This is a genomic window from Corynebacterium sp. AOP40-4SA-5 (assembly GCF_052377355.1).
In the GTDB taxonomy this organism is placed as follows: Bacteria; Actinomycetota; Actinomycetes; order Mycobacteriales; family Mycobacteriaceae; genus Corynebacterium.
This window is the reverse complement of record NZ_JBQSWS010000019.1, coordinates 44,090-68,028: the sequence shown is the minus strand read 5'-3', so window position 1 is coordinate 68,028 and position 23,939 is coordinate 44,090. Positions and strand designations below refer to the sequence as shown.

General features: G+C 68.7%; 25 protein-coding genes. 11 read left to right on the top strand and 14 right to left on the bottom strand.

Annotated features, from left to right (window positions below):
• Window positions 1-184 (bottom strand): YceI family protein (locus tag ACT3S3_RS11615; RefSeq protein ID WP_441588305.1); only part of this gene is annotated, 184 nt, incomplete at its 3' end.
• Between the two features lie 96 nt (window positions 185-280).
• Between ACT3S3_RS11615 and ACT3S3_RS11610 the strand changes: the two genes are divergently transcribed.
• Window positions 281-754 carry a MarR family winged helix-turn-helix transcriptional regulator gene (locus ACT3S3_RS11610; protein WP_301442413.1) on the top strand — a complete coding sequence of 158 codons (474 nt, stop codon included), beginning with the start codon at window positions 281-283 and terminating at the stop codon, window positions 752-754.
• A 9-nt stretch (window positions 755-763) separates the two neighbouring features.
• Here the strand turns inward: ACT3S3_RS11610 and dnaB are convergent, their stop codons facing one another.
• The 7 genes from dnaB to ACT3S3_RS11575 all read right to left on the bottom strand — a co-directional run bounded on the left by dnaB (window position 764) and on the right by ACT3S3_RS11575 (window position 7,429).
• Window positions 764-2,299: a replicative DNA helicase gene (gene dnaB, locus ACT3S3_RS11605; protein WP_301442412.1), complete on the bottom strand. Its 1,536-nt coding sequence runs from the start codon at window positions 2,297-2,299 to the stop codon at window positions 764-766.
• Window positions 2,300-2,994: 695 nt separating this feature from the next.
• On the bottom strand, window positions 2,995-3,450 hold the full coding sequence (gene rplI / locus ACT3S3_RS11600; RefSeq protein WP_301442411.1) for a 50S ribosomal protein L9: 456 nt from the start codon (window positions 3,448-3,450) through the stop codon (window positions 2,995-2,997).
• A 63-nt stretch (window positions 3,451-3,513) separates the two neighbouring features.
• Window positions 3,514-4,143 carry a single-stranded DNA-binding protein gene (locus ACT3S3_RS11595; RefSeq protein ID WP_301442410.1) on the bottom strand — a complete coding sequence of 210 codons (630 nt, stop codon included), beginning with the start codon at window positions 4,141-4,143 and terminating at the stop codon, window positions 3,514-3,516.
• Window positions 4,144-4,212: 69 nt separating this feature from the next.
• Window positions 4,213-4,512 carry a 30S ribosomal protein S6 gene (rpsF, locus tag ACT3S3_RS11590; protein ID WP_301442409.1) on the bottom strand — a complete coding sequence of 100 codons (300 nt, stop codon included), beginning with the start codon at window positions 4,510-4,512 and terminating at the stop codon, window positions 4,213-4,215.
• 111 nt (window positions 4,513-4,623) lie between these two features.
• On the bottom strand, window positions 4,624-4,818 hold the full coding sequence (locus ACT3S3_RS11585) for a hypothetical protein (RefSeq protein WP_301442408.1): 195 nt from the start codon (window positions 4,816-4,818) through the stop codon (window positions 4,624-4,626).
• On the bottom strand, window positions 4,818-6,968 hold the full coding sequence (locus tag ACT3S3_RS11580) for a transglycosylase domain-containing protein (RefSeq protein ID WP_444626818.1): 2,151 nt from the start codon (window positions 6,966-6,968) through the stop codon (window positions 4,818-4,820). The genes ACT3S3_RS11585 and ACT3S3_RS11580 overlap by 1 nt, the downstream gene beginning before the upstream one ends.
• Entirely contained in the window at window positions 6,965-7,429 is a 465-nt protein-coding gene (locus ACT3S3_RS11575) for a DUF5318 family protein (RefSeq protein ID WP_301443055.1), read from the bottom strand. The genes ACT3S3_RS11580 and ACT3S3_RS11575 overlap by 4 nt, the downstream gene beginning before the upstream one ends.
• A 143-nt stretch (window positions 7,430-7,572) precedes the next feature.
• Here ACT3S3_RS11575 and ACT3S3_RS11570 point away from each other — a divergent pair, with 143 nt between their 5' ends.
• The 4 genes from ACT3S3_RS11570 to ACT3S3_RS11555 all read left to right on the top strand — a co-directional run bounded on the left by ACT3S3_RS11570 (window position 7,573) and on the right by ACT3S3_RS11555 (window position 10,611).
• Window positions 7,573-8,679: an inositol-3-phosphate synthase gene (locus ACT3S3_RS11570; protein WP_301443056.1), complete on the top strand. Its 1,107-nt coding sequence runs from the start codon at window positions 7,573-7,575 to the stop codon at window positions 8,677-8,679.
• Window positions 8,680-8,806: 127 nt separating this feature from the next.
• The gene (locus tag ACT3S3_RS11565) at window positions 8,807-9,259 is read left to right on the top strand and encodes a MarR family winged helix-turn-helix transcriptional regulator (protein WP_301443057.1); all 453 of its coding nucleotides are present in this window, start codon (window positions 8,807-8,809) and stop codon (window positions 9,257-9,259) included.
• 3 nt (window positions 9,260-9,262) lie between these two features.
• Window positions 9,263-10,219 (top strand): universal stress protein, encoded by a 957-nt coding sequence (locus tag ACT3S3_RS11560; protein WP_301443058.1) that lies wholly within the window; start codon window positions 9,263-9,265, stop codon window positions 10,217-10,219.
• A gap of 38 nt (window positions 10,220-10,257) precedes the next feature.
• A complete protein-coding gene (locus tag ACT3S3_RS11555) occupies window positions 10,258-10,611 on the top strand; it encodes a hypothetical protein (RefSeq protein ID WP_301443059.1) in 354 nt (117 codons plus the stop codon).
• Between the two features lie 169 nt (window positions 10,612-10,780).
• On the opposite strand, the gene leuS is transcribed toward ACT3S3_RS11555, so the two are convergent.
• Window positions 10,781-13,633 (bottom strand): leucine--tRNA ligase, encoded by a 2,853-nt coding sequence (leuS, locus tag ACT3S3_RS11550; RefSeq protein ID WP_301443060.1) that lies wholly within the window; start codon window positions 13,631-13,633, stop codon window positions 10,781-10,783.
• Window positions 13,634-13,661: 28 nt separating this feature from the next.
• On the opposite strand from leuS, the gene ACT3S3_RS11545 reads away from it, so the two are divergent.
• The 4 genes from ACT3S3_RS11545 to ACT3S3_RS11530 all read left to right on the top strand — a co-directional run bounded on the left by ACT3S3_RS11545 (window position 13,662) and on the right by ACT3S3_RS11530 (window position 16,787).
• Window positions 13,662-14,219 carry an SdpI family protein gene (locus ACT3S3_RS11545; protein WP_301443061.1) on the top strand — a complete coding sequence of 186 codons (558 nt, stop codon included), beginning with the start codon at window positions 13,662-13,664 and terminating at the stop codon, window positions 14,217-14,219.
• Between the two features lie 219 nt (window positions 14,220-14,438).
• Window positions 14,439-14,861, top strand: a complete 423-nt coding sequence (locus ACT3S3_RS11540) for a hypothetical protein (protein WP_301443062.1) — start codon at window positions 14,439-14,441, stop codon at window positions 14,859-14,861.
• Between the two features lie 37 nt (window positions 14,862-14,898).
• Window positions 14,899-15,786: a ribokinase gene (locus tag ACT3S3_RS11535; RefSeq protein WP_301443063.1), complete on the top strand. Its 888-nt coding sequence runs from the start codon at window positions 14,899-14,901 to the stop codon at window positions 15,784-15,786.
• Between the two features lie 11 nt (window positions 15,787-15,797).
• Window positions 15,798-16,787 carry a bile acid:sodium symporter family protein gene (locus tag ACT3S3_RS11530; protein ID WP_441578833.1) on the top strand — a complete coding sequence of 330 codons (990 nt, stop codon included), beginning with the start codon at window positions 15,798-15,800 and terminating at the stop codon, window positions 16,785-16,787.
• A 4-nt stretch (window positions 16,788-16,791) separates the two neighbouring features.
• Here ACT3S3_RS11530 and ACT3S3_RS11525 read toward each other — a convergent pair whose 3' ends face one another.
• Window positions 16,792-18,252 carry an RNA-binding domain-containing protein gene (locus ACT3S3_RS11525; protein WP_301442282.1) on the bottom strand — a complete coding sequence of 487 codons (1,461 nt, stop codon included), beginning with the start codon at window positions 18,250-18,252 and terminating at the stop codon, window positions 16,792-16,794.
• A gap of 10 nt (window positions 18,253-18,262) precedes the next feature.
• A complete protein-coding gene (locus tag ACT3S3_RS11520; RefSeq protein ID WP_301442281.1) occupies window positions 18,263-18,826 on the bottom strand; it encodes an NUDIX hydrolase in 564 nt (187 codons plus the stop codon).
• A gap of 79 nt (window positions 18,827-18,905) precedes the next feature.
• On the opposite strand from ACT3S3_RS11520, the gene ACT3S3_RS11515 reads away from it, so the two are divergent.
• Together ACT3S3_RS11515 and ACT3S3_RS11510 are read left to right on the top strand one after the other, a co-directional pair.
• Window positions 18,906-19,901, top strand: a complete 996-nt coding sequence (locus ACT3S3_RS11515; RefSeq protein ID WP_301442280.1) for an iron-siderophore ABC transporter substrate-binding protein — start codon at window positions 18,906-18,908, stop codon at window positions 19,899-19,901.
• A 129-nt stretch (window positions 19,902-20,030) separates the two neighbouring features.
• Complete coding sequence (locus tag ACT3S3_RS11510; RefSeq protein WP_301442279.1) at window positions 20,031-21,167, top strand: hypothetical protein; 1,137 nt, start codon at window positions 20,031-20,033, stop codon at window positions 21,165-21,167.
• A 121-nt stretch (window positions 21,168-21,288) separates the two neighbouring features.
• Here the strand turns inward: ACT3S3_RS11510 and ACT3S3_RS11505 are convergent, their stop codons facing one another.
• From ACT3S3_RS11505 to ACT3S3_RS11495, 3 genes are read right to left on the bottom strand one after another with little or no spacing between them, the layout of a single operon-like run.
• Complete coding sequence (locus ACT3S3_RS11505; RefSeq protein WP_301442278.1) at window positions 21,289-21,633, bottom strand: branched-chain amino acid transporter permease; 345 nt, start codon at window positions 21,631-21,633, stop codon at window positions 21,289-21,291.
• The gene (locus ACT3S3_RS11500; RefSeq protein ID WP_301442277.1) at window positions 21,626-22,348 is read right to left on the bottom strand and encodes an AzlC family ABC transporter permease; all 723 of its coding nucleotides are present in this window, start codon (window positions 22,346-22,348) and stop codon (window positions 21,626-21,628) included. Before ACT3S3_RS11500 ends, ACT3S3_RS11505 begins: the two co-directional genes overlap by 8 nt.
• On the bottom strand, window positions 22,345-23,793 hold the full coding sequence (locus tag ACT3S3_RS11495; RefSeq protein WP_301442285.1) for a CCA tRNA nucleotidyltransferase: 1,449 nt from the start codon (window positions 23,791-23,793) through the stop codon (window positions 22,345-22,347). The genes ACT3S3_RS11500 and ACT3S3_RS11495 overlap by 4 nt, the downstream gene beginning before the upstream one ends.
• Between the last annotated feature and the right edge of the window lie 146 nt (window positions 23,794-23,939).

The window sequence follows — 23,939 nt, the reverse complement described above, 5'->3', positions numbered from 1 at the left end:
AACCGGCCTGGATCTCCACGGAGATCGAGGCATTGCCCAGCCCCTCCTCCGTGGTGGCGGAACCGGTGAAGTCGGTGAAGGAACCGCGGACCTTGGTGACCATCGCGTGACGGGCGGTGAAGCCGATCTCGGAGTGTGCCGGGTCGATGGTGTAGCTGCCGGCGAAGTCGTTGACGCTGCTCATGATGATTTTCTCCTTGGTGGGGTGCGTTACGGACGCCAGCGTAGGCCGATGTAGTTGATGTGTCAACTACCCGCCGATTGTGGTTCAATGGTCACCATGACGAACGGCAAGACCGCACCGACCGCCCCCTGGCTCTCCGAGTCCGAACAGCACCTGTGGCGCTCGTGGCTGTCCGTGGCACGGCGCATGGACTCCGCACTGGCACGTGACCTGCAACGCGACACCGGCCTGTCCATGGCCGACTACGAGGTACTGGTGAACCTGTCCGAGGCCCCCGAGCACAAGATGCGCATGGCGCTGCTCGCCGACCGGCTGACCTGGGACCGTTCACGCCTCTCCCACCAGATCACCCGCATGATGAACCGGGGCCTGCTGGCGAAGGAGACCTGCAACTCCGACGGACGCGGCGCCTTCGTCGTGCTCACCGACCAGGGCCTGTCCACCATCCGCGATGCCGCCCCGTCCCACGTCGCCTCGGTGCGGCGTCTCATGTTCGACGTACTCAGCGACGAGCAGGCCGAGACCCTGGACGGGATCCTGAGCACCCTCGCCGGCCAGTTCGAGGAGTAGTCCGGCCCCCTAGACTCCCCTGCTCAGGTCGGAGAACTTCGAGTAGTGCAGCTGGTGGGCGACCTGCACGGTGCCGATCGGACCACCACGGTGCTTCGCCAGGATCAGGTCGGCCTCGCCAGCACGCTCATGGTCACGGTTCTGCGCGTCCGGACGGTTGATCAGCAGCACGATGTCGGCGTCCTGCTCCAGCGAACCGGACTCACGCAGGTCGGACACGCGCGGCAACGCGTCGTCGCCACGGGACTCCACACCACGGTTCAGCTGCGAGATCGCGACCAGGGGGACGTCGACCTCCTTGGCCAGCAGCTTCAGCTGACGGGAGAACTCCGACACCTCCTGCTGACGTGACTCGACCTTCTTGCCCGAACTCATCAGCTGCAGGTAGTCGACCACGATGAGCCCCAGGTCGTGCTTCTGCTTGAGCCGGCGGGCCTTCGCCCGGATCTCCGTCATCGTGAGGTTCGGCGAGTCGTCGATGTAGATCGGGGCGTTCTCGATCGCGGTGACCCGCTGGGTCAGCTTGTCCCACTGCGAGTCGACCATCTTGCCGCCGCGCATCACGGACAACGGCACCTCCGCCTCCGCGGAGAACACGCGCATCATCACCTCGGACTTGCTCATCTCCAGCGAGAACAGCACCGAGGCACGGTTCTGCTGGACCGACACCGAGCGCATGAAGTCCATGGCCAGCGTGGACTTGCCCACACCGGGACGGGCCGCGACGATGATCATCTGCCCGCCACGCAGGCCGTTGGTCATCTCGTCGAGCTCGCTGAACCCGGTCATCACACCCTCGCCCTGACCGTCCCCGTTTTCCAGGGCGTCCAGTTCGTCCATGGTGGACTCCAGCAGGTCCTGGAGCACCATGTAGTCCTCCGAGGCGGACTCGTTGGTGATGTTGAACATCTCCTGCTGCGCGCGGTCCACCACGCTCTCCAGCTCGTTGCCCTCCAGGCCGGAGTAGCCGTACTGCACGATCCTCGTGCCGGCGGACACCAGGCGGCGCAGGACGGCCTTCTCCGAGACCAGGTCGGCGTAGTAGCCCGCGTTCGCCGCGGTGGGCACCTTCGACGACAGCTCGTGCAGGTACGGAGCCCCGCCCACGCTGTCCAGGATGGCGTTGTTGTCCAGACGCCCGGCGAGGATCACCGGGTCGACCTCCATGCCCTCGCCGTACAGCTCGAGCATCGTCTCGTAGATCGTCCGGTGGGCGGGACGGTAGAAGTCGTCCGGACGCAGCCGCTCGACGACGTCGGCGATGGCGTCCTTGCTCAGCATCATGCCGCCGAGGACGCCCATCTCCGCCTCGGTGTTCTGCGGCATCTGCCGCGGCTCGGCGAAGGCGCCCCCCTCGTTGGACGCTCCGCCGCGGCGGCGGTAGCCGCCCTGTCCCCCTCCCTGTCCTCCTCCCGGGGCGCTGCCACGCCCCGCGCCCGGGGCGTCCTGCGTTGCAGGCCCGTCCCACTGGTCGGGCTCCGGCGGCAGCGGCACGGCCCCTGCGTCGTCGGCGAAACTGTCGCGTGCCCGCTCCGGTGTACTCATGCCCATGATTCTAACCCCCTCAGGCGACATTCCCCGAGGGCGTGCTCCGACCTGTGCACAACGCCCACGGACGCCCACGTGGGGGCGGTGGCGGGACCGTCTCCACAGAGTTGTCCACAGGCCGTGTGGATCACTTGTGCACTGAATGTGCACCTGTGGGGGAATTGCCTGTTGGCCCTGTGGACAACTTGTGGACAAGGATTGCGCTGACCTGCGAGTATTCGCGTTCATGCCGGTCACAGGGCTCTTGGTCCGCATTATGGCCGTCGACTTCCAGTGGACAACTCCGGTTGCCGCAGGCCAGCGGAGCGCCTCAGAGCATAACCCGAGGTCAGCGCGATGGCCGATGGGGCCATATTTAGCACATGTTTCGACCAAGTTATCCACAGTTGTCCACAGGGTCCGGAAGTCCTGTGCACAATCCCCGCGGTCCGTCGTGCGGGTCGTCCCGGGAACCGCCCCCACCGGCCCCGGACATGCCGAAGGGCCCGTCGACCGGTCGTGACGACCGGGCGCGGGCCCTTCAGACTGTGCTGTTGTCTTACAGATGGTGGCGTTCGTCGCCTGAGCCGCGGGGAAGCCAGGATGTCGCGGACACGGGAACCGGGTGTCTAAGCCGGCGAACCCCGGGTGTCTAGGCCGGGGGTGTCCACAGATCCTCTCGGGGCTTCTGCAGCGCTGTGGCGAGCGGAGAACTACTTCTCTGCGACGACCTTGAAGTTCAGCGACGCGACAACCTGCGAGTGCAGCTTCACGTCGACGTTGTAGGAACCGGTCGCCTTGACGTCACCCTGATCGAGGACGATGGAGCGCTTGTCGAGATCGCGTCCGCCGGCAGCCTTCACGGCGGCGGCGACGTCCTCGGCGGTGACAGAGCCGAACAGCTTGCCCTTGTCCGAGGTGCGCACGGTGACCGTGACGTTGTTCAGGCGGTCGATCTCGTCCTTGACCTCGCGAGCGTGGTCCAGGTCGCGGATGACCTTGTCCTGCTGTGCACGGCGGATGTTCTCCACCTGACGCTCAGCGCCACGGGTGGCGGTGATGGCGTAGCCGCGCGGCAGCAGGAAGTTGCGTCCGTAGCCGGCCTTGACCTCGACGATGTCACCAGGGACACCGAGGTTGTCGACGGCGGCGGTGAGGATCAGCTTCATGATCCGTAGCCTTTCATGGTTTCGGTAGATCCGGGAGGATCTGGGGTTGACTCACACGACAGATCAGAACGGCGGTTCGTCGCCGCCGTCGAAACCGGACTGCGGAGCGGAGTTCCACGGGTCATCGTCCGACGCGGCGTTACGCCCGCCGAACCCACCCTGGCCACCGGCGTTACCGCCGCCGTAGCCCTGGTTGGGTTGACCACCCTGGTTTCCCTGCTGACCACCGAAACCACCCTGGCCACGGTTACCACCGAAGCCACCCTGGTTACCGGCCTGGCCGCCGCCCTGCGGGGCCTGCTGGCCACCGAAGTTCCCACCCTGACGGGGGGTCTTGGTGACCTGGGTCGTGGCGTACTTCAGGGACGGGCCGACCTCGTCGGCCTCGACCTCGAACACGGTGCGCTTCTCGCCCTCGCGGGTCTCGTAGGAGCGCTGCCGCAGACGGCCGTTGACGATGACCCGGTCACCCTTGGTGAGCGAGTTCGCCACGTTCTCGGCCGCCTGGCGCCACACGTTGCATTGGAGGAACAGCGCTTCGCCGTCCACCCACTGGTTCGACTGGGAATCATACCGGCGCGGCGTGGAGGCCACTCGGAAGTTCGCGACGGCGGATCCGCTGGGGGTGTACCTCAGCTCGGGGTCCGCGACGAGATTTCCGACGACGGTGATCGGGGTGTCTCCCTGTGCCATGTCAGTTTCTCCTGTCAGTCTGTGTCAGTCGGTGTCGGTTCGACGTTGATGCAGATGTCGTGAAGACGCCTACTTGGCGTCCTTGCGCAGAACCTTCGTGCGCATGATGATCTCGTTCAGGTTCAGAACGCGGTCGAGCTCCTGGACGGTGGCCGACTCACAGTTCAGGTCGACGACAGCGTAGATGCCCTCTTCCTGCTTGTTGATCGGGTACTCCAGGCGACGCTTGCCCCAGATATCAACCTTGTCGACCGTACCGTTCTCCTTGCGGACCGTCTCGAGGAACTTGTCCAGGGACGGGGAAACGGTGCGCTCATCCTGTGACGGGTCGATGATAATCATCATCTCGTATTGACGCACGGACCTCATCACCTCCTGTGGTCTAGTGTTTTTTCGGCCGTATCCGGGAATGGATGCGGCAGGAGGGTTCGTTGCGTCAGCAACCTGCTCAGGATACACGCCACACCCTGTTTGCCCAAGTCAGGCTGGGCCCGCCGTTGCCCAGAACACGGCGATCAACACCGGGATCAGGGTGATGAACACGATCGCGGCGCCGAACAACCCCCACACCACCGCAGGACGGCGCTTCGCCATGAAGCTGGCGAAGGATCCGCCGAACAGGAGGAACCCGATGAAGACGCTGCCCATGGTGACCAGCAGCTCGGTGCTGGTCATCAGAGGTTGTTGAGGAAGTCGTCGATCATCCGGCCGATGTCGGTGTCCTGGCCGTCGCCGGTACCCGTGCCACCGCCGCTCTCCGGTGCGGTGTCGGCGGAGTCGTCGTCGGAGTCCTCGTCGTCGCCGCCGCCGGTGCCCGCGGAGGCCTCGTCACCCGCGGAGGACTCGCCGCCACCGGTTCCCGAGGAACCGGCCTGCGGGTCCTGGACGACCGGGACGGAGCCGTCGAACTGCTCGATCGGCTCGTTCACGAGCGCCTCGTCCATGTAGCCCTGCCAGATGTCCGACGGCGACTGCGAGCCGTACATCGAACCGCCGTAGCGTGCGTCGACCAGGGGCTGGCCGTCGGTGTCGCCGATCCACACGGCCGTCGCCAGCTGCGGCGTCGAACCGATCATCCAGGCGTCCTTGTTCTGCCCGGTGTCGCCCAGCTGGGCGGTACCGGTCTTCGCCGCGCTGGGACGACCACCGGCGAGGGAGTGGTTGTTGGAGTAGGCGGCGATCGGGCCCATGGCCGCGATCACCTCGTCGGCGACCTCGGGCTGGACGACCTGGGTGGACTCCATGTTCGTGTTGTCCAGCAGCATCTCGTCCTCGGAAGTCTCGACCTTCCAGACGAAGTGGGCGGGGATGTACTGACCGTGGTTGGTCAGGGTCGCCAGCGCCGACGCCATGTCGATCGGACGGGACTGGTACTGCCCCAGGGTGATGCCCTCGTACGGCGTGTCACCGTTCTCGCGGAGCGTCTCGCCGATGCCCGGCAGCTCCTCGGCGACACCGAGGCGGTGCGCCATGTCCGCGACGTCCTGCGGACCGTTGTCCAGGTCGCGGGCCACGCGGATGAAGGAGGTGTTGAGGGAGCGCTTGAGCGCCTCTGCCATCGAGCAGCTACCGCAGGACGCACCCTCCACGTTGTTCACCTCGGTCGCGCCGGTGGTGACGGGGGAGGAGTCGTAGTTCGTCGAGGTGGGGATGCCCTGCTCGACCGCGGCTGCCATGGTGAAGATCTTGAAGGTCGAACCGGTCTGCAGACCCGCGTTCGCCCAGTCGAGTCCCGTGGGGTCGTCGCCACCGTAGTAGGCGCGCACACCACCGGTGTTCGGGTCGATCGAGACGCCGGCCGAACGCACGGTGTCGGCCTGCGCCTCCATCGCGCTGTGCACGTTCTCCACCATCGCGCTCTGGTGGTTGGCGTCGATCGTCGTGGTGATCTTCAGCCCGCCGGTGTTCACGGCCTCCTCGGTGATGCCGTTGGCGTTGAGCTCGGCGAGCACCTGGCTCTTGATCAGACCGTTGGTGCCCTCCGCCACGGAACCGGAGTCCACCTGGGCGGGGTCGATGACCTCGGGGGAGACCATCTCGTCGCGTTCCTGCTGGGAGATGGTGTCCATGTTGACCAGGCCGTCGGCGACGTAGTTCCACCGCTCCTCGGCCTCGGGACGGTTGGTCCACGGGTCCAGCTGGCTGGGCCGCTGGATCGACGCGGCGAGCACCGCACCCTCGGCGGGGGAGAGCTCCTGGATCGGCTTGTTGAAGTAGGCGCGCGACGCCGCGGAGATGCCGTAGGCGTTGCGTCCGAAGTAGATGGTGTTGAGGTAGCCCTCGAGGATCTCGTCCTTCGACCACTCGCGCGACATCTTCGACGAGATCACCAGCTCCTTGCCCTTACGGACCAGGCTGCGCTCGTCACCGACGACGGCGTTCTTCACGTACTGCTGCGTGATGGTGGAACCACCGCCGGCGTCCTCACCGGTGAGCTGGCCGAGGGCGGCACGCCCGAAGCCGGTGACGGAGAAGCCGGGGTTGTCGTAGAAGTCGCGGTCCTCCGCGGCGAGGACGGCGTCCCGCACGTGCTCCGGGATCTCCTCGATGTCCACGTTCTGGCGGTTGCCCTCCGGCGGGACGATACGCGCCAGCTCGGTGGTGCCGTCGTTGGCGAAGATCTGGGAGATCTGGTTGTTCACCAGCTCCTCGGGCTGCGGCACCTTCGTCACCGAGTAGGCGGCGAAGAACGTCACCAGCGGTACCACGATGAGCACGGCCAGGACTGCCGCCACGGAGGCGAAGAGACGGCCCCACACCGGCTTGCGTGTGCGGGTGCGCTGACGCTTCGTGGAGTCGTTGGGGGTGGTCGAGTCGTTAGTCACGTGGCTGTTCTCTCCGTACTGGAATTACCGGCACCGTACATGTCTTCCCTGATCAGATGGTTCCATCCGCAGCGCAGGCAGACCTCCACCGTGTGGACGGCCACCCCGCTCCCGGATCCTCCGGCAGGGTCCGCGTCGGCACGGTCCTTAGCAGACCGCGCGACGCCGTCAGGAAACAGGGTAGCGAGGATAGCGCTGATCTCCGAAAGACTACGCGCCGTTCCGGACTTTTCCCCCATTGCCGCACCGTGGACCCACATGCTCTCGCGCAGATCCTCGGCACCGCAGACCGGGCACGGCCGGCCGGCACGTACGCCGAGGACCTCGGCGGAGGACCGCAGGCCCCGGTCGGCGTCGCAGACGTCGGCGCGACGACGTTCGCCGCGACGCAGGGCGCGGAGCGTCCTACGGCGGTCCAGGTCGTGGGAGACGGTGTGGACGGGCTGCACGGTGGTCGACATGATGGGGCCATCCTATCCCGTGCCGCGGACACGGCGTGCCCGACGAGGTGAATCGGTCAAGACCCGGTGTTGACCGGTCAAGTACCACTGCATCCCACGTCAGGCAGTGTTTTTCCCGAGCGGCAGGGCTAACGTCCGGACCCATGAGTTCTCAGGACACCAACACCATCAAGCTGGCCATCGCCGGCATCGGCAACTGCGCGACATCCCTGCTCCAGGGCCTCGAGTTCTACAAGGACACCCCCGACGACGACACCGTCCCCGGGCTCATGCACGTCCGCTTCGGCGACTACCACGTGCGTGACATCGAACTGGTCGCCGCCTACGACGTGGACGCCGACAAGGTCGGCAAGGACGTCGCCGCTGCCACCGAGTCCGGCCAGAACTGCACGATCAAGATCTGCGACCTCCCGGAACTGGGCATCACCGTGCGCCGCGGCCACACCGCCGACGGCCTCGGCAAGTACTACCGCGAGACCATCGAGGAGTCGGCCGAGCCGGACGCCACCCACGACGAGGTCGTCGCGCACCTGCGCGAGACCGGCGCGGACGTCCTCGTGTCCTACCTGCCGGTCGGCTCCGACGAGGCCGACAAGTTCTACGCCCAGTGCGCCATCGACGCCGGCGTCGCCTTCGTCAACGCCCTGCCGGTCTTCATCGCCAGCGACCCGGAGTGGGCGAAGAAGTTCGAGGACGCCGGCGTCCCGATCGTCGGCGACGACATCAAGAGCCAGGTCGGCGCGACGATCACCCACCGCGTCCTCGCCCGGCTCTTCGAGGAGCGCGGCGTGACCGTCGACCGCACCTACCAGCTCAACGTCGGCGGCAACATGGACTTCAAGAACATGCTCGAACGCGACCGGCTCGAGTCCAAGAAGGTGTCCAAGACCCAGGCGGTGACGTCGAACCTCACCGGCGCGCTCGCCGGCAAGACCGACGACCGCAACGTGCACATCGGCCCGTCCGACTACGTCCAGTGGCTCGACGACCGCAAGTGGGCGTTCATCCGCCTGGAGGGCCGCGCCTTCGGCGACGCGCCGATCAGCCTGGAGTACAAGCTGGAGGTGTGGGACTCCCCGAACTCCGCCGGCATCATCATCGACGCCGTGCGCGCCGCCAAGATCGCCAAGGACCGTGGCCTGGGCGGACCCGTCGACCCCGCGTCCACCTACCTGATGAAATCCCCGCGTATCCAGCAGCCCGACGACCGGGGGCGTGCAGACCTCGAGACCTTTATCTCGCAGGGGTGACCACACCATTTCAGGGGTCCCCGGTAGCCCCTCTGACCTGCCCGGAGCTGAACATGTTAAGGAAGTTCACAAACCTAAAGGTGGTAGCAGTATACCTTTCGGATGCAAAGCACGGTAGGTTGGTGTCATGACAGCTACCCCGTCTGAAGTCGCGCAGCGCCTGCGGCCCGTCGTCACGCGAATGTACCTCCTGTACTTCCGCCAGACGACGCAGTCCAGCATCAGCACTGCACAACTCTCCATCATGATGAACCTCCAGACCCACGGTGCCCTGCGCATCAGCCAGATCGCCGACCTGGAGTCGATCCGGATGCCCACCGCATCCAACGCGATCAACCACCTCGAGTCGCTCGGCCTGGTGTCCCGCGTCCGCGACGTGAGCGACCGCCGCGGCGTGCGCGTGAAGCTCACGGACCTCGGCAGGACCGAGCTGACCCGCATCGGCGACGAGCGGGACAAGCAGATGGCGAACATCCTCTCGGTCCTCGAGCCCGACCAGCTGGAGCGTGTGGAGGACTTCATCCCCACGCTGGAGGCCGGCATGGAGGTCTTCGACTCCCGTCGCATGGGGGAGAAGTAGTCGGTGGATCCGCTGCGCGTGCTGCTGGCCTGGCGGCCGGACGGCGACCCCGACGGTGACTCGACGAGCACCGGTACCGACACCGCGTCCTTCGTCTCCTGGCTGTCCCGCACCGCCGAGATCAGCGTGAAGCCGGTCACGGTGATCCCCCGGATCTGGCCCGAAGGGGTCGACCGGGTGGATGCCGCAGACGCCGACGCCGTCCGCCGGTTCGAGGAATGGGCCGCGGCGGAGTCCACCGCGTGCCACGCGGCGGCCCGTACCGCCCTCACCGAGGCCGGGGTCCCGGAGTCGATGATCGACGACAGCGACGAGCTGCTCCACAGCCACTCCGAGACCACCGCACTGATCCGCTCCGCGGAGGAGTTCAGTGCCGACCTCATCGTGGTCGGGTCGCGCTTCGGCACCTCCGGTGGCCCCGTCGGCCGGTTCCGGGCCGGATCCACCACGGACGCGCTCCTGCACTGCGCCCCGCTGCCGGTGCTCACGGTCCCGCGCACCCCGACGTTGTCGAAGCACGGTGTCACCCGTGTCAGCTGCGCCTACGTGGACAACGAGCAGTCCCACCAGGCACTGCGCAAGGCCGCCGACCTCGCCTCCCGGTGGGGCGTGCCACTGCGCCTGGTCGCCTTCAGCCCGACCGGGGCGTCGATGTACCCCACCCTCACACCGTTCCCCGACGCCGCCGAGGCCGATGAACGCTGGCGTAACCAGGCGCTCGACATCCTGGGACGTGGCCGTGAACGTGCCGAGGAGCGTCACCCGGACCTGCGGGTCTCGGTGGAGGTCGGTTCCGGCCCCGGCTGGAGCGGCGCGATGGACGACGTGCACTGGAAGAAGGGCGAGATCCTGGTGGTCGGGTCCTCCGTGCTCGGCGCCTTCAACCGGGTCTTCATCGGACCGTCGACCAACCAGTTGCTGGCGCACTCGCCGGCACCGGTGCTGGTCAGTCCCGTCTGACGGGCCTCACCCCGTCAGGGACTAGACTTGGGGGCATCATGTCCGCTGAGCACACTAATTCCGGTTACCCCGAGAAGCCCGACCCCCTCGACCACCTCGAGGACCTGGACCGGCGCACGTCGGTGAAACAGGCCTGGCAGCTGGCGATCGCCTTCCCGGTGGTCACCATCCTCGCCTGGTTCGTCCTCGACCAGACGGTGGGGGACACCGCCGCGCGCATCATCCCCACGGTCATCGCCCTCTTCGGCCCGATCGTCGCGGGCCTCGTGGTGCTGCGCAAGTGGCGCCGCTACCAGTGGTGGCAGCCGTTCATGGGCACCCTGTGGTGGCTGATCCCGTTCTTCCTGATCATCTTCACCACGCTCCCGGTTCCCCTCATCACCAACCACTGAGCCACGGCCTCAGGCGCTCCCCAGGATCAGGGCAGCCAGGTTCGGAGTCGCCTGGATCAGAATAGTCGCCCGCCCAGGTAGCGAATCAGCCCGATTCGCTACCTGGGCGGGCGACTTTTCCGCATCGTGCCCGGGGGACCCCCAACCCCCGACCCCCCGAGCCGCGGGCCTACTTCGCCACGATGTTCACCATCTTGCCCGGCACCACGATGATCTTCGCCACGGTCTTGCCCTCCACGTGGGAGGCGACGTTCGGTTCCGCCAGCGCGGCGGCCTCCACGTCCTCGCGTGAGGCGTCGGCGGCCACGGTCACGCGGCCGCGCACCTTGCCCATGACCTGGACGGGCAGCTCCACGGTGTCGTCCACGAGCCACGCCTCGTCCCAGGACGGGAAGTCGGCGTGCGACAGGGAGGTGGAGTGGCCCAGCCGGGACCACATCTCCTCGGCGATGTGCGGGGCCACCGGCGCCATCATCAGCACCAGCGGTTCCACGGCGGCCCGCGGGACGGATGCCCCGGTGTAGGCCTTGGTCAGGTGGTTGACGTACTCGATGAGCTTGGCGACGGCGGTGTTGTCACGCAGGTTGGCGTAGTCGTCGTGCACACCGGCGACGGTGCGGTGCAGGGCCCGCTGGTCGTCGTCGGTGAGGGAGACGGTGTCACCGGCCACCGCGGACTCGCCGGTGGCCTCGTCGACCACGAGTCGCCAGGCGCGCTGCAGGAAGCGCTGCGCACCGACGACGTCCTTCGTCGCCCAGGGACGGGAGGTGTCCAGCGGACCCATCGACATCTCGTAGACGCGCAGGGTGTCGGCGCCGTAGTTGTCGCAGATCTCGTCGGGGGAGACGGCGTTCTTCAGGGACTTGCCCATCTTGCCGTACTCCTGGGTAACCTCCTCGCCGTTGAAGTAGAACGTGCCGTCCTTCTCCTCGACCTCGTCGGCGGGCACGTACACGCCGCGGGCGTCGGTGTAGGCGTAGGCCTGGATGTAGCCCTGGTTGTAGAGCCGGTGGTACGGCTCGTAGGACGAGACGTGGCCGAGGTCGAAGAGCACCTTGTGCCAGAAACGGCTGTAGAGCAGGTGCAGCACGGCGTGCTCGACGCCACCGACGTAGAGGTCCACGCCGCCGGACGGCGCACCCTCGCGCGGACCCGTCCAGTAGCGCTCGTTGTCGATGTCGACGAGCGCCTCGGAGTTCGTCGGGTCGATGTAGCGCAGCTGGTACCAGGAGGACCCGGCCCACTGGGGCATCACGTTGGTGTCGCGCCAGTAGGTCTGCTCGCCGTCGCCGAGGTCCAGGGTGACCTCGACCCATTCCTTGGCCTTGGCCAGCGGCGGCTGCGGCTCGGAGGAGGCGTCGTCGGGGTCGAAGCTGACGGGCTTGTAGTCCTCGACCTCGGGGAGCTCGACGGGCAGCATGGACTCGGGCAGCGCGTGGGCGACTCCGTCGGCGTCGTAGACGACGGGGAAGGGCTCGCCCCAGTAGCGCTGGCGGGCGAAGAGCCAGTCGCGCAGCTTGTACTGGATCTTCTCCTCGCCGAGGCCGCGGCCGGCGAGCCACTCGATGGTGGTCTCGATGGCGGCGGCCTTGTCCTGGCCGTTGAGGTCGAGGCCGTCGTCGTTGGCGGAGTTCACCAGCGTGCCGTCGCCGGTGTACGCGGCCTCTGTGACGGGGACGTCGCCGCCGGAGACGACCTCGGTGACGGGCAGGCCGAAGACGGTGGCGAACTCGTGGTCGCGCTCGTCGTGGCCGGGCACGGCCATGATCGCGCCGGTGCCGTAGCCGGTGAGCACGTAGTCGGCGATGAACACGGGGACCTGCGCGCCGTTGACCGGGTTGGTGGCGTAGGCGCCGGTGAAGACACCGGTCTTCTCCTTGCTCTCCTGGCGTTCCAGGTCGGTCTTGGCCGCGATCGCGGCCCGGTAGGACGCCACTGCGTCCGCCGGTGTCGCCGCGCCGTACGTCCAGCGCGGGTCGACGCCGTCGGCGTAGGACGCCCCGGCGACGAGCGCGTCGACGAGCTCGTGCTCGGGGGCGAGCACCATGTAGGACGCGCCGAAGAGCGTGTCGGGGCGGGTGGTGAACACGCGGATCCGGGCCTCGGACTTCGGCCCGGCCAGGGAGACGGCGAAGTCGACCTCGGCGCCGCGGGAGCGTCCGATCCAGTTGCGCTGCATGGACTTGACCTTGTCGGGCCAGTCGAGGTCCTCGAGGTCGTCGAGCAGGCGGTCGGAGTAGGCGGTGATGCGCATCATCCACTGCGACAGGCGCTTGCGGAACACGGGGAAGTTACCGCGCTCGGAGCGTCCGTCGGCGGTGACCTCCTCGTTGGCGAGCACGGTGCCGAGCCCGGGACACCAGTTCACGGTGGAGTTGGAGCGGTAGACCAGGCGGTGCGCGTCGAGTTCGGCTTGCTGCGCGGCGGCGTCCAGGTCGGCCCAGTCGTCCCGCTCGGCGGCGAGCTTCGCCTCGAGTTCGCTGATGGGGCGGGCCTTCTGGGCCTCCACGTCGAACCAGGAGTTGTAGATCTGCAGGAAGATCCACTGGGTCCAGCGGTAGAAGTCGGTGTCGGTGGTGGCGACCACGCGGCGGCGGTCGTGGCCCAGGCCGAGGCGTCCCAGCTGACGCTCCATGTTGTCGATGTTCGCGCTGGTGGTGGTGCGCGGGTGCGTGCCGGTCTGCACGGCGTACTGCTCGGCGGGCAGGCCGAAGGCGTCGTAGCCGAGGGTGTGCAGCACGTTGCGTCCGAGCATCCGGTTGAACCGGGCGTAGACGTCGGTGGCGATGTAGCCCAGCGGGTGGCCGACGTGCAGGCCCACGCCGGAGGGGTAGGGGAACATGTCCTGGACGAAGAGCTTCTCGGACCCCTGCAGGTCGGCGCCCTCCTCAGCGAGGTCGCCTACCGGGTTCGGCGCGTTGAAGGTGCCGTTGTCCCGCCAGTACCCCTGCCAGCGACTTTCGATGTCGCCGGCGAGTTGCGGGGTGTATCGGTGGGAGGTGGACTCGCTGGAGTTAGTCATGTCCAGTCATTGTAATAGACTGGTCACCATGATCGTTCTCTCTGTCCTGCTGTCCGTCCTGGGTGTCGCCGTGCTGGTCACCGGTGTGCTCGCCGTCACCGGGAAACTGCCGGGCAACCGGTGGGTGGGCCTGCGCATCCCGGAGGTGCGCAAGAACCGGGAGATGTGGGACACCGGCCACCGGATCGCCGGCCCCACCTGGGCGGGAGCCGGCGTGGCACTGATCGCCGCGGGCGTGGTCAGCCTGCAGGGCGGCTGGCTGTGGGCCGTCACGGCGCTGCTGGTCGTCGGCGCACTGTTCCTCATCGGTGTGGGCGCGGCACTGGCCGCGCAGACCCTGGCGAAGATCGACCACGCCAAGGCGCAGCAGGCCGAGCAGACGCGTGCTGCGGCGGGCTGCTGCTCCTCAGGCAAGAAGGACAGCGCCGACAGCGCCGACGGTGCCGAGACCTCCGGTGGCTGCGGAGACGGCTGCGGCAATGGGTGCGGCGGCGGATGCGGCGGCCACGACTCCGCGCCGTCCGTCCCGGTCGAGCTGGACCTGGACGCGGCCCGCCGCGCCGTGGCGTCCCGCGACGACAGCTAGCCGAACAGCCCCAGGCGACAAACTCACGCAGCAACCCCCAGGCCGGTCGCACCGACCTGGGGGTTGCTGCGTCACAGGGGACACCAGACCTCTGCACACCCCCGGGGGTACTCCGGAGCTGCCGCTATACGCCCCCCATTCCCATTTGCGAACAAAATATCCTTCCGTCTCGATCCTGCGCCTACTATTCAGAAATCACTCGAGGCAGGAGAATCCACCATGCCCCTTCGTTCACGGTTCGTCGTCGCCACCGCCGTTGCCGCAGCCACCACCCTCGGACTCACCGCATGCGGTGACAGCTCCGACGACTCCGCCGCCCCGGAGACGGTCACCCAGGTCGTCACCCAGACCCCCGAGGAAGCGTCCCCCGCTGTCGAACAGGCCGACGTCCCTGCCGCCACCTCGGAGGCCGCCCCGGTGGAGGACCTGGTCATCCCCGAGGGGCTCGAGGGCATGAATGCCCAGCTCGCCTACGAGCGACTGACCGGCGACGGCTTCACCGGGGTCAACCCCACGTCCGTGGACCCCTCGCGGGCCATGCCGGTCCTGTACAACAACTGGACCGTCACCTCGATCGAGCCCGCACCCGGCACCACGGTCCCGTCGGACTCCACGATCATCCTCAACATGACCAAGGAGTGACACCCTGCCGCGGCCACCACGGTTAGGATCGGTGCCCATGAACAGACTGGGTACAGCATCCGGCACCGTGGTGGTGTGCGGCAGCGTCAACATGGACACCTTCGTCGGTGTCGACAGGTTCCCGTCGGCGGGGGAGACGGTGATCGCCGCGCCGAACGGGCAGGCCCTGGGCGGTAAGGGGGCGAACCAGGCCGTCGCGGTCGCGCGCTACCAGCAGGGGCAGGACGCCCGGGTCGTCCTGCTGGCCACCGTGGGGCAGGACGCCGACGGCGACACCGCCCTCACCGGCCTCGACGACGCCGGGGTGGACGTCTCGGCGGTCGCGCGCACCGGGGAGGCGCCGACGGGCCGGGCGTTCATCATGAACGACCCCGACGGGGAGAACATCATCGTGGTGACCTCGGGCGCCAACGAGCTCACCGACCCTGCGGCGCAGGCCGACGGCTCCGCGGACGTCCTGCTCGCCCAGGGGGAGCTCACCCCGGAGCACTCCGCGGCGCTGCCGGGCCTGGCCGAACGCCTGGGCGCCCGGCTCGTGCTGAACCTCGCACCGGTCACCACCCGCGACCGGGACCTGTTGGCCGCGGCGGACCCGCTGGTCCTCAACGAGTACGAGGCGGAGGCGCTCGGCGACCTCAGCGACCTGGCCCGCTCGGTGGTGGTCACCCTCGGCGCCCGCGGTGCGGTGCTCCACGAGGGCGCGGGACGCACCGAGGTCGCGCCGGTGCCGGCCGGGGACGTGGTGGACACCACCGGTGCGGGCGACGCCTTCTGCGGCACGCTGGCCGCAGCGTTGGCGGAGGGGGAGTCGTTGGCGGACGCCGCGGCGGTCGCCACGGCGGCGGGCAGCCTGGCGGTGCGCTCGCGCGGTGCCGCGGCGTCCTACGCGGGGAGGGACGCCGTGCGCGGGGCGACCGTCCTCTAGACTGTCCCACCATGAGGAACTTCATCAACCGTATCGTGGGATATCGTCCGGACCTGTTGATCGTGCTGATCGTCCTCGGTGTGGTGCTCGCCCTCATCTTCCCGGCGCGCGACGGTTTCGCCGAGGTGATGGACTGGGTCGTGAAGATCGCCATCGGCCTGCTGTTCTTCCTCTACGGTGCACGGCTGTCGACCCGCGAGGCGCTCAACGGGCTGAAGCACTGGCGCCTTCACCTGCTGATCCTGGCGTTCACCTTCGTGGTCTTCCCGCTGATCGGGCTGGCGCTCACCCCGCTGAAGTACGCCATCGGCGACGAGCTCTACCAGGGCATCCTCTTCCTGTGCCTCGTGCCGTCCACGGTGCAGTCCTCGGTGGCGTTCACCTCCATCGCGCGCGGCAACATCCCCGGCGCGATCGTCAGTGCCTCGGCGTCGAACCTCATCGGCGTCTTCGCCACCCCGGTACTGGTCCTTCTGCTGATGAGCGGTGCCGACGGCGGCCTGCACATCGACACCTCCGTGTTCGTCAACATCGCCCTGCAGCTGCTCGCCCCGTTCGTCGCCGGCCAGGTGCTGCGCAACGTGCCCGGGGTGTCGAAGGTCGCCGGCGCGAAGCCGACCAGTTACGTGGACAAGATCTCCATCGGGCTGGTCGTGTACGTGGCGTTCTCCGAGGGGATCGTGATGGGCGTGTGGAGTTCGGTGTCGTGGGTGGCGATCGTGGGCATCTGCGTCGGCTCGGTCGTCGCCGTCTACGGCATGCTCTGGCTGACCTCCTTCACCGCCCGCCACCTCGGCTTCGACTACGGCGACCAGGTGGCCATCCAGTTCTGCGGCACGAAGAAGTCGCTGGCCTCCGGGCTGCCCATCGCCGCGGTGCTGTTCAGCGGGGGAGCGGGGCTGGTGATCGTGCCGCTGATGATCTTCCACCAGGTCCAGCTGATGATCTGCTCCGGGCGCGCGGCGACCTACGCCGCCAAACGCCCCGAGAACACCTGGTAGACCGCTAGACCGTACCTGGCACGAGCGCGGCGACGCGGTCGGAGAACCGCCACTCGTCGCGCCGACGGGCGGTGCGCTGCAGCACGCCGCGCTGCGCCAGCCACGTCATCAGCGAGCGGGCGTCCGGCTCGCTGGCCTGCTGCAGGATCGCCGCGACCTGCAGGTCCACCGTGCCGGCGGACATCAGGTGGCGCAGCACGACCAGCGTCGCGGCGTCCCGGGCGACCCCGCGGCCGTACTCGGCGCGCACCGCGGTGAGCAGGCCGACGAACTCCATGTCGGCCTCCCCGTTGAACAGGGTCACGTCCACCGCGTCGTCCTTGGCGTCCACCACCGGCGGCTCGAAGCCGGACGACAGCATCGCCAGCCACATCCGGTCGAAACCGCGCGAGGACCAGCGTTCCAGCCCCAGCAGCTGCATGGCGTTGAGCAGCGTCGGGTTGCGCGGCTGCGAGGGCCCGGACAGCAGCCGGTCGGCGGCGGTGCCGTCGGGCAGTCCGCCGGGGGAGTGCACGCGGATGAGGTCCGGCGACTGGAAGACCACCACCGGTTCCGGACGCATCCAGTCGCGGTGCACCAGGGCGTTGGTGATCGCCTCGTCGGCGGCCGCGGCGGGCACCGAGGAGTCGTCGTGGGCGCGCACCAGGTCGCGCAGGCCCCCGGCCAGCAGCACCAGGGGCAGGTCCAGCACGGTCTCCGTCGGCGGGTTCGCCGCGTCCGTCGCCCCGGCGCGGTAGAGGTGACGCACCCCGGCCGTCCGGTGGAACAGCAGCTCGGCGGCCACGCTGGGACGCCCGTCGGCGGTGAGCAGGTCCAGTGCGGGAAGCAGGTCCGGGCCGGACGCCCCGTTCGGCAGCGTGCCGGCGCGCTGCGCGGCGGCCAGCAGGGAGCGTCCGGCGTCCAGCGCCTCGGCGTCGAAACGTTCCACGGGCACGCAGGACGCCGCGGACGTGGCGTCCGGGTTGCCGCGGGCGCGGCCCAGCTCCGCCAGCGGCTCGCCGGCCAGCGGCAGGCAGGCGTCCCCCACGCGGTGGCGCACCACCTGGTCCGGGCCGGTGTACACCGCCAGGCCGGCGGGCACCCGGATCACCACGATGCGCGCCCCGTGCGCGTAGGCCGCCCAGGCGTCCACCGTCAGGTGCGGGCGGGTGGCCGCGAAGATCTGGTGCGCGATCTGCGCCGGGTCACGCCCGGTGCCGTTGAAGGCGTCCGGCCCCGGGGTGCGGTCGGCGATGCCGAAGACGATGAAGCCGCGTCCGGCGGAGCCGTTGGCGAAACAGCACGCCGTCTTGACCAGCATGTCCGCGGCCTTGTCGTCCGGACGCCGGGTGGGGGTGTGCGACGGGTCCTCCTTGAAGTCCAGCACGCCGGACTCCAGGTCGTCGGCCACCGCACCGTCCAGGATCCGGTCCAACGCCTCGGCCACGTCCCGTGGCAGTGCGCGCTGACGACCGGCGGGTTCCATGAACGAAAGACTATATCCCGCGCAGGTCCCCGGCGACCGGACGCGACCGCTTGACGTACCCCATCCGCGGCCGGAAGCCCGCCGGATGCTTGAGCTGCGCCACGCAGTCGGCCACCACCAGGCGGAACCGCGGGTCCATCGCCGGCAGCTGCGCCACCGGGAACCAGCCGACCTCCACCGACTCCTCGTCGTTCACCCGCGGCTCGACGGCACTGTCCGCGGTCAGCACACAGCGCACCGTGGTGTCCATGAAACTGCACTCGTCGCCGTTGGGGTAGGTCACCGGCCCCACGGCACCGGTGCCGATCAACGCGTCGACCTCCACGGTCAGCCCCGTCTCCTCGGCGACCTCGCGCACCGCGGCCTCGGCGACCTCCTCGCCGGGGTCGATGATTCCGCACACCGGCGTCCAGCGGCCGTCGTCGGCGCGCCTGACCAGCAGGACGTCCGGCGTCGCGTACGCCGGGGCGTCCTGCGGCACGTCACGCACCACGACGGCGGTCACGCCCGGCAGCCACAGCGGCGCATGGCCGATCCGCTCGCGGAGCTCCACGATAAAAGAGGGGGTACCCATGGGAGAGGAGTCTAATACCCACGCGCTCTCCGTGCTGTTCAAGCTGTTCATGGGGTTGCGCTTACGGTATCTTTACACCATGAGACGCTCACTGCTGCGCATCGCCGCCGCCACCACAGCCCTGGCCACGGGCATCGCCCTGACCGCCTGCTCCTCCGACGACAACGACGGCGACAGCACGGGCGCCACCGCGTCCGACGGGGTCTTCCCGACCTCCGTGGAGACGAAGTTCGGCGAGATCACCGTCGACGAGGCACCGCAGCGTGTGGTCGCCCTGGGCTGGGGCGACGCCGAGATCGCCCTCGACCTCGGCGTCCAGCCCGTCGGCGCCACCGACTGGCTCGGCTTCGGCGACGACGGAGTGAGCCCCTGGAACGACAACTCCTACGACGAGTCGCCCGAGATCCTCGGCACCGACGAGGTCGAGTACGAGAAGATCGCCGCCCTGGACCCCGACCTGATCCTCGACACCCGCTCCGCCGGTGAGCAGGACGTCTACGACCAGCTCTCCGACATCGCCCCCACCGTCTCCGTGCCCGAGGGCGGCGACTCCTTCACCACCTCCTGGGACACCCAGGTCGAGATGATCGCCGCCGCCCTCGGCGTGCAGGACAAGGGCGAGGAGCTCATCGGTTCGGTCAACGACCGCATCACCGAGGCCAAGGACGCCAACCCGGAGTGGGGCGACAAGACCGCCTCCGTGGTCACCAAGTTCGGCGACGGCTGGGGCATCTACCCCGAGGGCGACGCGCGCATGGACCTGCTGGTCGCGCTCGGTTTCACCCAGACCGACGAGGTCGCCGAGATGGCCGACGGCAGCAACTTCTACATCGACGTCTCCGAGGAGAACATCGACCGCGCGGACGCCGACGTGGTCGTCGGCTTCCCGATCGGCTTCACCACCGAGGAGTTCGAGGAGGACAGCACCTGGCAGCGCATCGGTGCCGTGCAGGACGGCCGCGGAATCGTCGCCGACGAGGAGCTGAGCCAGGCCATCTCCGTGGGCACGCCGGACGCGATGATCTGGGCCGTGGGCCAGCTCGAGCCGAAGCTCGCCGAGGCCGCCGCGAAGTAGGCTCCCGCGCTCCCCACACTGCGGAATAGTCGCCCTCCCAGGCAGCGAATCACCCCGATTCGCTACCTGGGAGGGTGATCCTCTTCAATAGGGCGGCGCCGGCGTGGGTGATCGTGTTTGATCGGGGGCATGGGGAATTTCGGGGGACCCGACTGGGACGCGGCTCAACGCGCGCACCGCATCACACCGGGATGGGGACCGCTGTACGCGCGCCGCGTCCTGCCGACACGCAAACCGGAGCTACGGGTGGACGCCCTGGCCCGCGGCGTCCCGCGCTCCGCCGTGGACACCTGGGAGGCACCCGTGCGGTGCGTCGTCCTGCCGCCGGCGCCCGACTACAGCGGGAACATCCGCCTCGGCCCGGGTGGCCACGGCGACGAACACGGCCCGTACCGCTGGGACATCATCACCCGGCTACGCGCATCCTGGCTGATCAGCCCCCACACCGTGGTCGCCGGGTGGGCGGCCGCCGCACTGCACGGACTGCCGTACTGGGCGGACAGCGAACCGGTCGTCCTGCTCTCCTCGCGCACCCGTCGCAACGCCACCGGGCCCTCCACAGCGGTCTTCCGCACCCTGAAGCCCGGCACACCGACCGACCGCGCCGACCCACTGTTCCCGCAGATGAGGGTGCTGGACGCGGCGACCGCCACCGCCCAGTGCCTCGCCACGATCCTCCAGGGAAAGAAGACCTGGCACGTCCCGCACGTGCCCGGCATGGACGGGAAGCACGTGCGCGCGGTGCAGCTCATCGACGCGATGTACCAGTGCAACTTCCTGACCGCGCGCCAGATCCTCGCCGCCGCCCACGGGATCGTGGACCGTCGGGTGCTGACCAGGCTGCTCGCGATGGCGGACGAGGGAGCGCAGTCACCGATGGAGACGGTGCTGCGCCTGATCGTCCGCGACGAACTGCCGGACGATCACCGGTGGACCTCGCAGGTGCGGATCAACCTCGCCGACGGGACGGTCGGCGGGGACGGCGGGAGTTGGCGAGCAGGTGGCGGTGCGCGCTCCACGGTGCCTGACCTGGCGTGCGAGACCCTCGGGGTGGCGTTGTACTACGACGGACGGCACCACGACGAGCTGGCCCAGACCGACACCGACTTCACGCTGTTCCAGAAGCTCAGGGGAGTGGGGTGGGAGGCGGTACGGGTCAACCGCATGCTGCTCGCCGACCTGCCGGAACTGCTGGAGCAGCTACGCGCCGCGGTGCGCCGGGCCTGCGAGGCCCGCGCGCGGGAGATGACGGCGCGGGAGGCGTGAGCGGGGGCTGACCTACTGCTCGCTCCACGACGATGTAGCCCGATCACCCTCCCAGGTAGCGATTCGGGCTCTTTGCCTACCTGGGAGGGCGACTATTTCGCTCCCGAGGGGTGCGCCGGGGTCAGAAGACCAGGTTCACCAGCACCATGTAGACCACCGTGCCGAAGAGGATCGACATCGTGGCCGAGCGTCGCCACAGGTGCAGGACGGCGGTGGCGACCACGGCGATCAGCGCGGCCCACACGCCACCGGGGTTCTCCGTGGAGCCGGCCAGCGTGTACATCACCAGCACCGTCATCACCCCGGCCGGCATGGCGATCCCCAGCCACGCGACCAGCGCAGACTCACGGAAATAGCGCATCGCGGCGAACGGCAGGGCGCGCAGCAGCAGGGTCACCAGCCCCACGGCACCGAGGATGAGCAGGGTGTTGGTCAGGTCCACACCCGCGGGCAGGCCGCTAGACATCGCGACCACCCCGGGCGTCCCGGGCGTCCCGGGCTCCCCGCTGCTCCCACAGGAACCGCGCGACCAGGTACACGAAGTACAGCGACAACCCGACCAGCAGCATCTGCTCCCGGCTCACCACGTAGCCCACGGCACCGGCGACGACGGCCACCACGGGCAGCCACACGTCGCGGCTCACGTCCAGCGCCTCGATCGCCAGCACCACGAACAGGGCGGTCAGCGCGAAGTCGAGCCCGACGAGGTCCAGGGGCAGCGCGGAGCCGACCAGGGCGCCGACCACGCCGAAGACCACCCAGGCGGACTGGCAGAACATCTGCACCGCCATGACCCGCGGCTGCGTCCACACGGACTTCTTCTTCGTCGACAGGATCGCGTAGGTCTCGTCGGTCAGCGCGTAGATGCCGTAGGCCTTCGCCGCCGGGGAGCGCACGGCGTCCACCGGGTAGCTCAGGCCGTAGAACACGTGGCGGAAGTTCACCAGGAAGCCGTAGAGGGCGGCGGACAGCGGGGCGACACCCCCGGTGACCAGGCTGATCGCGAGGAACTCCATGGATCCGGCGTAGAGCACGATGCTGAACACCGGCGTCCACCACCAGGCGAACCCGGTCTGGGTGACCAGCAGTCCGAAGGCGAGGCCCAGGGGGACGAGCCCCAACGCCACCGTCCAACTGTCCTGGATGCCTTTCCTGAACTCCGCCGGGGCGGTGGGGCTCACTGCTGCGCCTCCCACCAGCGGGTCAGCTCGGCGACGGCCTCGTCGCGGTCCATGGGGCCGCGGTCCAGGCGCAGTTCCTTGAGGAACGCCCAGGCCTTGCCGACCTCGGGTCCGGGCCGCAGGCCGAGGACGGTCATGATCTCGTTACCGTCGAGGTCGGGACGCACCGCGTCGAGGTCCTCCTGCTCACGGAGCTCGACGATGCGCGAGTCCAGGTCCTCCACGGCGCGCGCCAGGCGTCCGGCCTTGCGCTTGTTGCGGGTGGTGCAGTCGGCACGCACGATGACCTGCAGCTGGGGGAGCAGGTCACCGGCGTCGGCGACGTAGCGGCGCACGGCGGAGTCCGTCCACGCTCCCTCGCCGTAGCCGTGGAAACGCATGTGCAGGAACACCAGCTGGCCGATGTCCTGGATCTGCCGCTTGGGGTACTTCAGCGCCTTGAGCCGCCGGCGCGCCATGCGCGCACCCACGACCTCGTGGTGGTGGAAGGTCACCGCCCCGGTGTCGGTGAAGTCGCGTGTGTCGGGCTTGCCGATGTCGTGCAGCAGGGCGGCCCAGCGCAGGACGAGACGGTCGTCCTGCGTCGCGTCCTCCATGCGCCCCTCCAGCTCGGTGGCGTTGCGCAGCACCTGCAGGGAGTGGGCGTAGACGTCCTTGTGCTGGCGGTGCTCGTCCTGCGTGAGCTTCAGGGCGGGCAGTTCGGGCAGCACGTGGTCGGCCAGCCCGGTGGCGGACATCATCTCCAGGCCGGTCCACGGTTCGGCGCCGAGCATCAGCTTGTTGAGTTCGGTGGCGACGCGTTCCACGGTGATCCGCTCGATCTGACCCGACATCTCCGTCATCGCCCCGCGCACCCGTTCGGCCACGGTGAAGCCCAGCTGGGAGGCGAAGCGGCAGGCGCGCAGCATGCGCAGCGGGTCGTCGTGGAAGGACTGTTCGGGGGCGGCCGGGGTGTCGAGCACGCCGGCGACGAGGTCGTCGAGCCCGTTGAGCGGGTCGCGCAGGTCGTGGTGTCCGTCGGCGGAGAGTTCCAGGGCGATGGCGTTGCAGCGGAAGTCGCGGCGCACCAGGTCGCCGTCCAGCGTGTCACCGAAGGTGACCTGCGGGTTGCGGGACGCCCCGTCGTAGGAGTCGGCGCGGAAGGTGGTGATCTCCACGACCAGTCCGTGGAACATGGCGGAGACGGTGCCGAACTCGATGCCGGTGTCCCACACGGTCTCGGCGACGTCCTCGAGGATGCCGGTGACCACGTCGGGGCGGGCGTCGGTGGTGAAGTCGAGGTCGAACTCGGCGCCGTCGCCGAGGCGTCCGAGCAGGGCGTCGCGGACGGATCCGCCGACGAGGTAGAGGCTGTGGCCGCGCGCGGCGAAGGCACCGGCGAGCGCGGTGAGCGTCCGGTCCGTCCTGTCGCCGTCCTTCACCGCCGACCACGCGGTGGCGAGCATCGTTGCGGCGTCCTTGTTCTCCTGTGTCACCCCCCGGATTTTACAGTTCCCACAAACCGACCCGCAGGCACTACCCTTGTTCCCCATGAACCAACGGCGTCGCCGCTCCAACGGGAGCCCTTCACGGCCGGACCAGCGCCGGTCTC